Annotated in this window: 2 protein-coding genes; both read left to right on the forward strand. The window is 46.4% G+C overall.

Going from position 1 to position 16673, the window contains the following annotated elements; genetic code table 11:
* Nucleotides 1-368 precede the first annotated feature (368 nt).
* A complete protein-coding gene (locus tag C7R93_RS11775; protein WP_106838982.1) occupies nt 369-7196 on the forward strand; it encodes a non-ribosomal peptide synthetase in 6828 nt (2275 codons plus the stop codon).
* Between the two features lie 70 nt (nt 7197-7266).
* A partial coding sequence (locus C7R93_RS11780; RefSeq protein WP_425266731.1) for an amino acid adenylation domain-containing protein occupies nt 7267-16673 on the forward strand: 9407 nt, incomplete at its 3' end.

Here is a 16673-nt window from a genome sequence, read left to right on the forward strand (position 1 = left end):
AGATGAAGGCATAACTTTCCTTTCCCCAATACACAGAGGAAACAGAGCGATATGTCATGTTGAACGAAGTGCAGCATTGAAAAATGGAATTGTCAAGGACTGTCAATTTTTACCAGTACTATACTTCCCTCCTTTTTCACCCCTCAAAAACCAGCAGAGTATTGCCTTTTGGCATTCATTACTCTATTGTTGGGCACAAAAAAATTTAAAAATTTACATACAACTACTTGCATAAAACCATATTTTTGAGTTATATGTAAAATCATGTAACAAAAAGTAAAAAAGTGGCACAAATTCCATATAAAACGATTTTCAATCTAAGTCAACTTTTTGTCAACGAAATTATGAGAAATGCTGGTGATGTTTTTTTGAGAATATTATTCCTAACAACATTCATGAGCAAAGAAAACAAAATTGTGCAGTACTTGGAATCAAGGAACCACGAAGTCATCGTGTGCGAAAAAAAATGGGAGGAACAAGCAGAATATTTTAAACAAATTGACTATATAGTCAGTTACGCGTACGGCTATATTCTGGGTAAGGAAATCGTTTCCCGTTTCAAAGGGCGCATTATCAATCTACATACATCCCTCTTGCCCTGGAACAAGGGGAGAGACCCTGTTTTCTGGAGTATTTGGGATGAAACACCAAAAGGGGTTACGCTACACCTCATAGACGAGAACATAGATACAGGCAATATCCTTGTTCAGGAAGAGATTGCTTTTGATGACGAAGATACACTGATCGATTGTTACAACAAAGCGAATCAGGTGATTGAAGATCTGTTCATCCGAGAGTGGGAGAATATTGTAAGTGGGCGTATCACACCATCTCCACAACCATCTGGTGGAACGATTCACTACAAAAAGGACCGGGATTTCTACAAAAACCTGAATATGACCACCGTAAAAGAGCTGCTGGCATTAAAGCGTTTTTGTGGAGAACGAACACAAGTAGAGATGCCTGGCGATAAAACCTACCATCAGTTGTTTGAACGACAAGTCGAAGTGTCACCGGACAGTCTAGCAGCTGTATTCCAAGACCAGTCCCTGACATACAAACAGCTTAACGAGCGAGCCAATCAGTTAGCCCATAACCTTCGTGCCAAAGGAGTTAAGCCTGACGATCAAGTGGCGCTCATGATGGATAGATCAATGGAAATGCTGGTGAGTATTCTCGCCGTTCTAAAGGCCGGAGGAGCATATCTCCCAATCGATCTGGATTATCCGGATGAACGAATTGCTTATATGCTAAACGACAGTGGCGCCCTCGTTTTATTGACACAGACTCCGCTTATAGAGAAGGCCAAAAGTATCTGCGAAGTAGAAGTGATCGACGTGTGTGACCCCGGTAGCTTCAGCGACAGAAAAGAAAATCTACCGCATGTCAATCGATCTACAGATCTCGTCTATGTCATGTATACATCGGGATCGACAGGTTTGGCCAAAGGCGTGATGATCGAGCATCGCAACTTGGTAAATTTTTGCGAATGGCATCGCCAGTACTTTGAAGTGAGCCCTGAAGACAAAGCCATTGTCTATTCCAGTTTTTCATTTGATGGGTCTGCATTGGATATATTTTCATACCTGCTCACGGGCGCATCATTAAACATCGTGCCTTCTGCACTGAAGTATGATCTGATTGCCTTGAATGATTATTGTAACCAAGAAGGCATTACGATCAGCTTTTTTCCGACAGGAGCAGCTGAACAGTTCATGCAGATGGATAATCGTTCATTTCGAGCGATGCTCACAGGCGGAGATGTGCTAAAAAAGGTTGATCGGCGGGGTGCTTACAAGCTTTACAACTTGTATGGACCGACAGAGTGCACGATTGTTGCTACTATTTTTGAGGTGGACAAGCAATACCAGAGCATTCCGATTGGCAAGCCTATCGCTCATACCTACATCTTCATTTTGGACGAAAAGCTGGCATTACAACCGATTGGGGTAGCAGGCGAGGTATTTATCCTCGGTGAAGGGTTGGGACGAGGATATGTGAACCGACCAGATTTGACCGCTGAGAAATACATCATTCATCCACAGACGGGCGAGCGCATGTACCGCACGGGAGACAGAGCACGCTGGTTGCCTGACGGGAACATCGAGTTTTTGGGCCGCCTCGACAATTTGGTAAAAATTCGCGGATATCGGATTGAGCCAGGAGAAATTGAACCATTCCTCATGAATCATCCAAGGGTCGAAATGGCAACGGTTATCGCCAAAGAACGGGAGGATGGCCGCAAATACTTAGTTGGCTATTATGTTGCTCCTGATGAAATCCCTTTTCACGAGCTGAGGGAATGGCTCGGAAATGATCTTCCTGATTACATGATCCCGACGCACTTCGTTCACATGGAGACTCTACCGCTCACCACGAATGGAAAGGTAGACAAGCGGGCATTGCCAGATGTACAGGAAGATGAGGAGCTGCTGAGGGAATTTTATGTCGCGCCCACTGATGAGCTTGAACAACAATTGGCACAGGTGTGGAGCAACGTGCTAGGAAATTTGCAGGTGGGAATCGACGACCATTTTCTTGAATGCGGTGGGGACTCGATCAAGGCCATGCAGCTCATTTCCCAGTTCAAGAATATCGGATTCGATTTGAGATATGACCAGCTTTTTAAGCATCCAACGATTCGCCAATTGAAACGTTTATTCACAGAGCAAGAGCAGACGAGCATACAACCATTGCAGGAGCTGATCGTACAACAGGAATATGAAACATCCGCGGTGGAGAAACGAATGTACATCATCCAGCAGCAGGATGTCGAGTCGATCGCATACAATGTGACATTCACGGTTGACTTTCCTAAATCCGTCGATGTGGAGCATATCCAGATGGCCTTGCAGCAGCTGGTGATGCGCCACGAAGGATTACGAAGCACGTATCACATGCATCATGACGAAATCGTAAAACGAATTGTTCCATGGTCCGAACTATCATTGGTCCGTCAAACGGGTGCAGATGAGGTGGTACACAGCCTACTTGCAGAGCACATCAAACCATTCGATTTGGCAAAAGCGCCATTGCTCCGGGCTGGAATAATTGAAACTCCTGACAAACAGGTTCTCTGGCTCGACTCCCATCACATCCTCATGGATGGCTTATCCAAGTCGAGTTTGTTACGGGAATTACAGACTTTACTCGAAGGACAGCAGCTTCTCCCTTTAAAGAATACCTACAAATCGTTTGCGCGATGGCAAAATGACTGGCATTCAAGTGACGAATACAAACAGCAAGCTGTTTACTGGAAAACCCTTCTAGAGGGCGAGCTTCCCGTTGTCCAACTTCCTACACGAAAACGTCCGCCGCAACTGACATTTAATGGAGCGACTATCACGTATCGCGCAAACAAAGAACTCACTAGAAAGCTCAAGACCACGGCAACAAAACATGATGTAACCCTCTATATGCTGATGCTCACCATCGTATCTGTCTGGCTATCCAAAATGAATAACGACAGCAAGCAAGTCATACTAGGTACCGTAACAGATGGAAGACAGCATCCAGATACGCGAGAGATACTTGGGATGTTCGTTAATACCTTGCCACTTCTACTCTCGATTGACCATGAAGAAAGCTTTTTACATAACCTGCAACAGGTTAAGCAAGAGCTTTTGTCTGCTTTGCAAAACCAGTATGTTCCCTTCGATAAAATTCTTGAAGGCTCTGGTGCAAAACGCGACGGGAATCGTCATCCCCTGTTTGATGTGATGTTCATGATGCAAAGCTCACCGGAGACAGAGTTGGAAAACGACATGCGTCATATCAACAACAGGATTAGCAAGTTCGACCTGACACTAGAAACGGTGGAGCGGGAGAACGAGCTGCACATTGTTTTTGAATACAACACACAGTTGTTTGATGAAAGCATGATTCATCGTATGATTGCGCAGTTTGAACATCTCCTTTTGCAAGCTGCTCACGGTTTGGAGGAGCAAGTTAAAGCGTTTGAACTCATGACCCAAGCGCAACGCCTCGATTTGTTTCTAGGGGTAAACGATACATTCAAAGCATACCCCAGCAAATTGATCATGCTGTTGTTAGAAGAATGGGCTACTGCTACACCTGATAAGATCGCATTGGTACTCCGCGAACAGTGCATGACGTATCGAGAGTTGAACGAACGAGCCAATCAACTGGCACATACCCTCCGTACAAAAGGGGTGAAACCAGACGATCTGGTGATGCTTATATCGGAACGATCCTTCGAGATGATAGTGGCCATTTTCGCCGTGTTGAAAGCAGGTGGAGCCTATCTGCCGATCGATCCGAATAGTCCAGCTGACCGAATGTCCTACATATTCACGGATAGCGGCGCCAAGATAGTGGTAGCACAGTCCCATTTCGTTGAAAAAGCAAGCTTTACAGCGGATGTTATTGATTTGAACAGCGAGAGTAGCTTTTCCCCAAATACGAGCAATCTACCGCTGGTTAACAAGCCGGATGACCTCGTTTATGTCATGTACACATCGGGCTCAACCGGGAAGCCAAAAGGCGTGATGATTGAACACCGTGGGCTGCTCAATGTGCTCCATGCCATGCAGGATGAATACCCGCTTATGTGTGAAGATGCTTTCCTGCTGAAGACGACCTACATTTTTGATATTTCTGTAGCGGAAATATTCGGATGGATTCCTGGGAATGGCAGATTGGTGATTCTCGAGCCAGAGGCGGAAAAGAATCCCAAAGAAATATGGCAAGCGGTAGTCCAAGAAGGGATAACCCACATCAATTTCGTACCATCCATGTTGATTCCGTTCGTCGAATATCTGGAGGGGCGAAACGAAGCCAACCGATTGCGGTACATCCTTGCTTGTGGGGAAGCGATGCCGGATGATCTCGTGCCAAAAGTATATGGAGTACTGCCGGAGGTGAAATTGGAAAACATCTACGGGCCAACAGAAGCGACAATATATACTTCCCGCTATTCGCTCGCAAAAGACTCACTGGAGAATCCTGTCCCCATCGGAAAGCCACTGCCCAACTATCGAATGCATATCGTCAATCAGTACGGACGATTGCAGCCAATAGGGGTTCCGGGCGAACTATGTATTGCCGGAATCAGCTTGGCGAGAGGATATTTGAATAACGAAGAGCTGACAGCGGAAAAATTTGTTGCCCATCCATTAGAGGCTGGTAAGCGTATCTATCGCACAGGCGACCTGGCACGCTATCGTGAGGATGGCAATATCGAGTATCTCGGACGGATGGACCATCAGGTAAAAATTCGCGGATACCGCATCGAGTTGGATGAAATTCGTAGCAAACTGATTCAGGAAGAGTCCATTTATGATGCGGTGGTTATGGCCCGAACCGACCAGAACAATCAGGCATACTTGTGCGCCTATCTGCTTTCCGTGAAGGAATGGACAATCAGTCAATTGCGCGACCTGCTTCGCCGTGAATTGCCAGAATATATGATACCTGCCCACTTCGTTCTCATGAAGGAGTTTCCGCTTACATCCAACGGTAAGCTGGATCGCAAGGCTCTGCCCGAACCGGATGGAAGTGTGAGAAGCGAAGTGGAATACGTAGCACCGCGCTCTGAAATGGAAGAGATTCTGGCCGGAATTTGGGGAGAAGTGCTCGGTATCGAGAGGGTAGGGATTGAAGACAGCTTTTTCGAGCTTGGTGGAGATTCGATCAAGGGTTTGCAGATCGCGTCTCGTCTGCAACGGATGAATCTCATGATGGCAGTCAATCATTTGTTTAAATATCCGACGATCGAACGAATTGCACCGTTTGTCATTTCCGAGAGTATCACTATCGATCAGGGACTGGTAACAGGGCCTGTCTTACTTACACCAATCCAGCACTACTTCTTTAAACGGATTACTTCAAGCAGACATCACTGGAATCAAGCAATGATGATTTTCAGTCAAGAGGGCTTCCAAAGTGAACGACTGATGGAGTCTCTAAATGCGCTCGTGCTTCATCATGATGCCCTGCGCATGAGTTTTACCGAATCGGATGAGGGATTTGTCCAGTTTAATCGGGGCGACGATGGTAATCTGTTCGTATTCCATGTGTTTGATTTTACAGAAGAGCTGGACGCTCAAACCAAAGTGGAAGAAGAAGCAAACCGCCTGCAAGCCAGTATGAATTTACAGGAGGGACCGCTGGTTCAAGTAGCGCTCTTCAAGACAAGAGTAGGTGACCATCTGCTTTTTGCGATTCATCATCTGGTTGTTGACGGTGTTTCCTGGCGCATCATTCTGGAAGACTTCCGAATCGCCTATCAACAAGTAGCCTCAGGTAATCCAATTGCTTTACAGGAAAAAACACATTCTTATCAAAAATGGGCGAAAGAGCTAAAAAACGTAGCCAATAGCAAGAAGCTTGTAAACGAACTAGCTTATTGGAAAAAAGTCGAATCCATTCCGACCCGTCCATTGCCAAAGGATCAGGAGACCATGAACCAGACCGAAATGGAGACGATAACAGCGTCAGTTTATTTCTCCAAAATTGAGACTGAAAAATTACTGCGCCATGCAAATCACGCCTACCAAACGGAAACGCAAGAGATCCTGTTGACTGCCTTGGGAATGGCGATGCAGGAATGGACAGGGGCAAAGGATATTAGAGTCTTTTTGGAAGGACATGGACGTGAAGAGATTGTCAAAGGCTTGAATGTCTCCCGTACGGTAGGTTGGTTCACTTCACTTTTCCCAGTCGTCCTGCCTGCTACTAAGTCGGGCCAATTGGTGGAGCAGATCAAGCTGGTCAAAGAAATGATGCGTGCTATTCCTCATAAAGGAATCGGGTATTCCATCTTAAAGCATCTCACAGAGACCGAGCACAAACGAGACATCCATTTCACACTCCAGCCCGAGGTTGTGTTCAATTATCTGGGACAGTACGATGCTGATCTGGACAATGATCTGTTCACGCCATCGAATCTACCAGAGGGTAGAGTGCTAGGACCTCATGCCGAACGCATGCACCCGTTAGATATCTATGCCAAGATTATCGACGGAGAGCTGGTTATCTATATGAATTACAATCGCCATGAGTATCACAAAACGACGATAGACAAGCTCATGGGACTCTATCAACTTCATTTGAACGCTATTATTGAACATTGTATACAAAAGAAAGATTCTGAGTTAACACCGAGTGATTTTGTGGACAAGAAGCTCTCTCTGGAAGAACTCGATGACATTATGGACTTGATAGGCGACTTGTAAGTAAATGTAGCTCAGGAGGAGAGTAGACGTGTCAAGTAAAAAGATCGCCAATATATATCCGTTATCTCCAATGCAAGAGGGAATGTTATTTCATTCCCTCCTGGACGAAGGAACAGAGTCCTATTTTGAACAATTGCGCTTTACCATTAGAGGACTCATCGATCCAGCTATTCTCGAACGAAGCTTAAACGCGCTGATCGAGCGACACGATATTCTCCGAACTGTCTTTATCCTTGAGAAGGTTCAAAAGCCGCGACAAATTGTACTCAGGGAAAGAAAGACAAACGTTCAGGTGATAAATATCACACACCTCTCTGAAGACGAGCAAGCCGCCTTTTTGGAGGACTTTGCTAAAAGAGAACGTCAGAAAAACTTTGATTTGGCAAAAGATGTGCTCATTCGCCTCACTCTTGTCCAAACCTCTTCTGATGCATATACACTGATCTGGAGTCACCATCACATTTTGCTCGACGGCTGGTGCATTCCGATTGTGTTACATGACTTTTTCCAAATCTATCAGCAAGTAAAAGACGAGCGATCAGTAAATCTCGGCCAAGTTTATCCGTACAGCAACTATATAAGCTGGTTAGAGGAACAGGATGCAGAAGAGGCAAAAGTCAACTGGTCACGATATTTAAGTGGCTATGAGCCGAGCACATTTATTCAAAAGCAGGGTACCGGAATCAAATACAATCAAGCAGAGCTGGTCTTCACGATTGGTCAGACAATGACGAGCCACTTGAATAAAATCGCAAGACAATCGCAAGTAACGGTAAACAATCTCTTTCGTACAATCTGGGGTCTCATGTTGCAGCGCCAAAGCAATATTGATGACGTTGTATTCGGATCGGTTGTCTCTGGCCGTCCAAGCGATATCCCGAACGTCGAGCAGATGGTTGGACTTTTCATCAATACCGTACCAGTCCGTGTTCAGATGAGAGACAATCAAACGTTTTCTGATCTGGTGAAACAAGTACAAGAAGAGTCGATCTCGCTGGAAAAATATCAGTATCTTTCCCTCGCAGACATTCAGAAAAATCAACAACTGATCGATCATATTATTCTGTTCCAAAACTATCCGATGGGCGCAGAGCTTTTGACCCGTCTGAACCAATATAACCAAGAATTCACTCTCATAAATCTACATGCTTTTGAACAAACCAACTACGACCTGAACATAATGGTCACCTCAGACGATACCCTCACTGTTACGTATTTATACAATGCATCCGTATTTACGGAAGATCAACTCCAACACCTCAATCAACAACTCACAACTATCATGACGCAAGTGACAAACACACCGGATATCCTTCTGAAAAATCTAGAAGTGGTAAATTCCGAAGAGAAGCACCTTCAGCTCCATACTTTTAATGATACATCTCGCAATTATCCTGTTGATTATCTGATTCACCAGATTTTTGAAGAGCGTGCAGAGAAACAACCACATCTCATTGCGCTGGTCATGGGAGAGCAAAAGCTTACTTATCATGAGCTAAACGAAAAGGCAAATCAACTTGCTACATTTTTACGTGCAAAAGGGGTCGGACCTGAAAGTATTGTCAGCTTGCTCACAGAACGCTCAGCGGAGATGATCATTGCCATTCTTGCGATTTTTAAAGCAGGCGGAGCCTATTTACCAATCGACCCGGCTCATCCGAAGGAACGCATCGAATACATTTTACAGGATAGCGGCAGTGTGCTACTTCTTACCCAAAAACGATATGTAAAGACAATTGATTTTGCTGATCGGATCTTTGATCTAGAGGCGGATGAGCTTTATCAGGGAGTACCGGGTAATCTTGCAAATGTAGCCCAAACTAGTAATCTTGCATACGTCATCTACACATCGGGTTCGACAGGCAAACCGAAAGGCGTCATGATCGAACATGCGAGTCTATTGAATCAAATCTTCGCACTGCAAGAGAAATATCCGCTACAAGAAAAAGATGCGTATTTGTTAAAAACGACCTATACCTTCGACGTATCTGTCGCAGAAATCTTCGGTTGGATTTCAGGCAACGGCAGACTGGTGATTCTCGAACCTGGCGCGGAGAAAGAGCCTTCCCAAATTTGGGATACGATTGTTAATTATGACGTAACGCATGTCAATTTTGTTCCATCTATGCTCATTCCTTTTGTCGAGTATCTCGAGGGGCGAGAAGAGGGAAACCGATTGCGATACATCATGGCTGCCGGGGAAGCAATGCCGAATGATCTTGCGCCAAAAGTATATAAAGTATTGCCAGAAGTGAAAGTGGAGAACATCTATGGTCCGACAGAAGCTACCATTTATGCTTCCTGCTACTCACTCACGGTAGATTTGATAGTAAATCCTGTGCCCATTGGAAAGCCATTGGCCAACTATCAAATGCACATCGTCAATCAATATGGACAATTACAGCCAACCGGTGTTCCTGGTGAATTATGCATTGCCGGAGCTGGATTGGCGAGAGGATATCTAAATAATGAAGAATTGACGAACGAAAAGTTTGTTCCCCATCCGTTTGAAGCAGGCAAACGTATGTACCGTACAGGCGACCTGGCTCGTTATCGCAAGGATGGAAACATCGAATACCTCGGACGCATCGACCATCAAGTGAAAATTCGTGGCTTTCGGATTGAGTTGAACGAAATTCGTAGCCGGTTGATCGAAGAAGAATCGATTCGCGATGCAGTGGTAGTGGCACACACAAATCATAACGATCAAGCGTATCTATGCGCCTATATCATCGCCGATCAGATGTGGACTGTTGCCTCATTACGTACACTGCTTCGCCAAACGCTGCCAGATTACATGGTTCCGTCTCATTTCATTCAAATGGAAGAGTTCCCTCTGACCTCGAGTGGCAAAATTGATCGCAAAGCTTTGCCACGCCCAGATGGCAATGTGCAAACAGGCAACGCGTACAGTGCGCCGCGCAATCCAATTGAGGAATTGCTCGCCCGGATTTGGGAGGAGGTTCTTGGTGTATCACGAGTCGGGATCCACGATAACTTTTTCGAATTGGGAGGGCATTCGCTTTTAGCAACACAATTGTTGTCCCGTATATCCAAACTATTTCAGACTCAGCTTCAAATGCGTGAGATTTTTACCTATCAGACGGTAGCAGAATTGGCTGAACGTATTCAATTCACTCGCCAAGGTGCGGAGCCGATCAAGCAAAGCCCGATCAAACCGCTTTTATTGGACAGTTCTCAAGAGTTACCGCTGTCTTACGCCCAACAACGTCTATGGTTCCTTGATCGGCTTATCCCGAATAGCGCCATGTACAACATTCCGGTCGGATTCCATCTGCGTGGAGCAGTCGATACGAATGTAATGGAACGTGCTTTGAATCAAATCATCAACCGGCATGAAGCACTTCGAACAACGGTTATAGACATAGAAGGACGAGCGGTTCAAGTGATTCATACAAATGTACATTTGTCACTTCCTGTCACTGACCTGCGGGACATGCCAGCAGCGGAAAAAGACGCTATATGGATGAGTATGGTGGAAGAAGATGGCGCGACTCCATTCCAACTGGATCAATGGCCGTTGATGCGGGCAGCGTTGATCCGACTGGAGGAACAAGAGTCCGTTCTCTGGATGAATATGCATCACATCATATCAGACGGTTGGTCAATGGATGTATTGGTGAACGAGCTAAGCGCAGTGTATGAAGCATTAGTCAAAGAAGCGGAAGTACCGCTTGCCGATTTACCAATTCAATATCGAGATTACGCAATCTGGCAACGAGAGAAATGGCAAGACAATGGATGGGAGCAGCAGCTCAGCTATTGGAAAAAGAAGCTGGGCCAGAGTGAACCACTTTTGCCACTTCCGACCGATCGTCCACGGACAGTCGTGCAAAGCTATCGCGGTGACAATTATTCTTTCTACGTACCGAGTGAAGTGGGGCAAAAGCTACGCGAGCTTGGACGACAAGAAGGCGCGACACTGTTCATGACGCTCTTAGCGGCATTCAAGCATTTCATGTACCGCTATACGCATACCACAGATATTCTGATAGGCACACCTGTTGCGGGACGAAATCGTCAGGAAATAGAAAACCTAATCGGATTCTTTGTCAACATGCTGGTTCTTCGTACTGACCTGTCTAATGACCCTACATTCGTTGAGTTGTTGCGACGTGTTCGTGAGACGGCATTTGATGCTTTTGCAAATCAGGATATTCCTTTTGAAAAATTGGTCGATGAATTACAAATTGAGCGCAGTCTCAGCTACTCGCCGCTATTCCAGGTACTTTTCTCCGTACAGGGAATGTCAACGGGTGTACGTGAAGGCGAGACGATATCCATTACACCGAATGAAGTCAATCTCAACAAGACGACCAAATTCGATTTGACTCTCACAATGATTGAAGACGAGGATTACGGGTTCAAGGGTGTGTTTGAATACAGTACAGATCTATTTGATCGTACGACGATTGAGCGCATGGCAGAGCATTTCCGCAATCTTTTGCAAGCTATTGCGACCAATCCAGCGCAGAAAATAACGGAAGTTGAACTGTTAGGCGATGTGGAACGAGATCAGCTACTCGTCGGTTGGAATGATACTGAAGTTGATTATTCCCGCGATCTTTGCGTGCACGAACGTGTTGCCCAGATAGCACAAAAGTTGCCTGATCAGATTGCAGTCTCGGGTGAGCAAGGTGCAATCACCTATGCAGACTTGGATGCGAAGGCCAATCAGCTCGCTCATCTCTTGCTAAAACAAGGGATTGGCTCGGAAGACTTGGTAGGAATCTGCGTGGAGCGTTCCATCGAGATGTTGATCGGTCAACTCGCGATTCTCAAAGCAGGTGCCGCTTATGTGCCAATGGACCCTGCTTACCCGCAAGAGCGACTTGCTTTTATGATCAAGAACGCACAGATGTCTTTGGTCTTAACCCAAGAGCGGTTGGTGGGTGCATTACCAGAAGGAGCTGCAACGTTCCTTTGCTTGGATCGAGATTGGCATGTAATTGCTAAGATGAGTTCGGTTGCGCCAGCGGTTCCGACTAAAGCAGAACAACTCGCCTATGTCATCTATACGTCAGGTTCTACAGGAACGCCAAAGGGAGTGGAGATCGAGCACGGATCACTCTTGAATCTAGTCAATTGGCATCAGCGAGCGTACAACGTAATCGCTGCGGACCGTGCATCGCAAATAGCTGGTACAGCTTTTGATGCTTCGGTGTGGGAGATTTGGCCATATTTGACGGCGGGTGCTACGATTTGCCTGCCGCAGGAAGAGATTCGTCTTGTACCGGAAAAACTGCGTAATTGGTTAGTCGACTCAGGCATCACGATAAGCTTTTTACCAACGCCTTTGGCAGAGAGCCTGCTTACTTTGCATTGGCCAGCCGAGTCAGCATTGCGCTACATGTTGACGGGTGGTGATACGTTGCACCAGTACCCGTCTGCGGATGTACCGTTTACGCTGGTAAACCAGTATGGCCCAACAGAAAATACTGTCGTTGCTACTGCTAGCATCGTGCCCGTCCAGGGAGAACGGGAAGCGGCCCCTTCCATTGGACGTCCCATTGACAACGTATCTGTCTATGTACTCGACGCAAGCAGAAAGCCTGTACCTGTAGGAGTTGTCGGGGAACTTTACATCGCGGGGAAAAGCTTGGCACGCGGCTATCTGAACCGTCCTGACCTGACGGAAGCCAGTTTTGTACCCAATCCGTTCTCTATAGATGTAGGGGCACGGATGTATCGCACTGGCGACTTGGTTCGATATTTGGTTGATGGCAATCTGGAGTTTATTGGACGCGCCGATGATCAAGTAAGCATTCGCGGATTCAGGGTTGAGCTGGGGGAAATAGAGTCGGCTTTGTATGCACATGCAGCTGTTTCGGAAGCAGTGGCGATCGTCAGGGAAGATTTGACGCCTGGCGTGAAACGACTGGTGGCTTATGCTGTGCTTCATGAGGGAGAAGAGGTACAGACGAATGAATTGCGTCAGTCTTTGAAAGATAGACTGCCAGACTACATGGTGCCATCTGTCATCATACTGATGGATGCCCTGCCTCTCACTCCAAACGGAAAAGTAGATCGCCGTGCTTTGCCGGTACCCGATGCCTTGCGAGCTCAATGGGAAGACTGCTTTGTTGCCCCACAAACGGAAATAGAACGCAAGCTGGCCGAAATCTGGCAAGGAGTACTAGGTGTAGAGTCAATCGGGATTCACGATAACTTTTTCGAACTGGGCGGCGATTCGATTCTGACTATTCAAATTGTGTCGCGTGCCAATCAGGCGGGTATCAGATTTACACCAAAGCACTTGTTTGACTCTCAAACATTGGCAGAATTGGCCGCAAGTGTCGTTGTTCTTGAGGATGCACCACAAGTTCATATGGAGCAGGGTGTTGTTACAGGCGAATTGCCTCTGACACCCATTCAGACGTGGTTCTTTGAGCAGGACATTTGCCATGTCAACTACTGGAATCAATCAGTCATGCTTGCTGTGCGTGAAGAAATGGATGCGGGTTTATTGGCAAAAGCTTTTGCGATGATTCTCGCTCACCATGATGCATTGCGCCTGCGTTTTCGGAACGTCAACGGAAAATGGGAGCAATTTCATGATGTCGTTTCGGATGAGGAAGTATTTCAGGTAGTAGATTTGACGGGTGTACTTGAAACGGAAATAGAGGAACAAATGCAAGCCATCGCAGACGAGCTGCAAGAAAGTTTGGATATCGAAAAAGGACCATTGCTTCGTGCTGCATACTTCCAATTCGGGGCCAAACAGCGTCTGTTCATTGCGATTCATCATCTCGCTGTCGATGGTGTTTCTTGGCGAATTATTCTGGATGACTTGCAAACGGCCTATCAACAATTGACAGGGTTGCACCAGCTGAATTTGCCTCAGAAGACGACATCTTTCAAGCGATGGTCGGAACAGTTGACACAGTACGCTCAGCAAAGCGTAGTCGACGAATACTGGGCGAATCTGGATACAAGTCATGTATTCAACCTGCCTGTTGACCATCCTAATGGAAAGAACACAGAAAGTCTGGCCGTTCAAGTAAAGGTAAAGCTGGGCGTGGACGATACGCGTGCCTTGTTGCAGGAGGTACCAGCCACTTACCGCTCTCAGATTAATGATGTGTTACTCAGTGCTTTGATCCGAGCATATAACAACTGGACGGGGCAAAAGACACTCTATGTTTCAGTTGAGGGACACGGGCGTGAAGAGATCATCGATGGCGTGGACATTTCTCGTACAGTAGGCTGGTTTACAAGCATGTACCCGGTCTTGCTGGAAATGGAGCCAAAGACGCCTTGGAGTTCCCTGATAAAATCAGTCAAAGAACAATTGCGCACGATTCCAGACAAAGGGATTGGTTACGGCATTCATCGTTATTTAAGCAAAGATGAACAAACGATAACTACCCTGAAAGCCTATCCTCAACCGGAGATTAGCTTCAATTATTTAGGACAATTTGACCAGGATCAAACGGCTGATGCTTCCTTGTTCCAGATCATTCCAAACTGGTCAGTATCAAATCTGAGCAAGGATGAAGCCCGACTTCATAAACTGGATTTCCTGAGCATGGTAGCGGGAGATCAGTTAGAAATGACATGGACGTACAGCGGCGATATGTACGAACAAAAAACGATGGAAGAGCTTGCTCGTGACTATGTGCAATCATTGCAAGCGATCATTGCCCATTGCCGCTCTGAAGAGGCAGGTGGCTATACACCTTCCGATTTCCCTTTGGCGGAGTTGGATCAAAAAAGCCTCGACAAGTTCATCGGAAACAATCGTCTGATCGAGAACATTTACACGCTCACCCCGTTACAAGAGGGGATGCTGTTCCACTCTCTTTATGAGCAAGCAGGCGGGGACTACGTCGTTCAACTGGTCGTCAATTTGGATCATTTGAATGTGGCGATGTTTTCAGAAGCATGGCAAAAAGTTGTCGAGCGACATGCAATTCTCCGAACCTCCTTCTTATGGAGCGGATTAGAGAAATCGCATCAGGTCGTTCATACAAAAGTAAAAGCGCATGTCGAACAACTGGACTGGAGTCACTTAACGAAAGAAAAGCAAGAAGCGAACTTACAAACATATCTCGAACAAGATCGCAAGCTAGGCTTTGATCTAGCTCACCCGCCATTGATGCGTTGGTCGTTGATTCGTCTAGATTCGAAAACCAGTCAGCTCGTTTGGAGCTTTCACCATATGTTGCTGGATGGTTGGAGTACACCGATCGTGTTAAACGATTGGCTGGCATTTTATCGGGCATCCGTTGATGGTATCGAAGCAAAACTGCCTGTCGCCCCTCCGTTTTCATCTTATATTGCCTGGTTAAAGCAACAGAGCCTTGAGGCAGCAGAGCAGTATTGGCGAAATCATCTGCGAGGCTTCCGAATACCCACTCCGCTTAGCATGGGGAAACCGGGTGGAAGGGTTGTACAACAAAAAGAATACGCAGATCATATGATTCTTTTATCGAAGGAAACAACTGCGAGTCTGCAAGCTTTTGCCCGTAGGCATCAACTGACGATGAATACGCTGGTCCAAGGTGCGTGGGCGTTGATTTTAAGTCGATACGCAGGTGAGTCGGAAGTGGTTTTTGGGACAACCAACCTGGGACGTCCTACAGATTTGCGTGGAGTGGACTCCATGGTGGGGCTGTTTATCAACACTCTGCCTGTTCGCGTGCTTTTCTCGGAACAAATGACGGTGATCGACTGGCTGCATAACATCCAACAGGAACAGAGTGAGATACGTCAGTACGAGTTCACGCCGCTCGTTGACATTCAAAGCTGGAGCGAAGTGCCGCTTGGACAGGCGTTGTTTGACAGTATACTCGTTTTCGAGAACTACATGTCTGGTACAAAAACAGAGTCTAATACAGACATGACGCTAAACGCAATCAAAGCAGTTGAGCAGACGAACTATCCATTGACATTGGTGGCGGCGCCTGGCGAAGAGCTATTGCTCAAGCTGATTTATGAAACAAATCGATTCGAGCAGATCACCATGGATCAGGTATTGGCTCAATTGATCAAAGTATTAGAGTCAATGATGGCTCAGCCTACTGATCATCTCTCTGCCATTTCATTCATCACAGACGAGGAACGCCACAAGCTGTTAGTGGAATGGAACGCAGCGGAAACGGAATATGCTCGGGACGCGGTGATGCACCAGCTATTTGAAGCACAAGTAGTCGCAACACCGGATGCTGAGGCTTTAATCGTCGGAGAAGAAAGACTGACGTACGCGGAGCTGAACCGACGAGCAAACCAATTGGCTCACTATCTGCGTGCGCAAGGGATCGGCCCAGAGGTCTTGGTCGCTGTTCTCATGGAACGTACGACTGAGATGATCGTAGCGATGATGGGTATTCTCAAAGCTGGCGGCGCGTACGTACCGATTGATCCCGCCTATCCACAAGAGAGAATCGGCTATACGTTGGAGGATTCGCAAGCGGCGATCCTGTTGACCCAAGAAAGCCTGCTATCCATGCTGCC

Source organism: Brevibacillus fortis, assembly GCF_003013395.1.
Taxonomy (GTDB): domain Bacteria; phylum Bacillota; class Bacilli; order Brevibacillales; family Brevibacillaceae; genus Brevibacillus; species Brevibacillus fortis.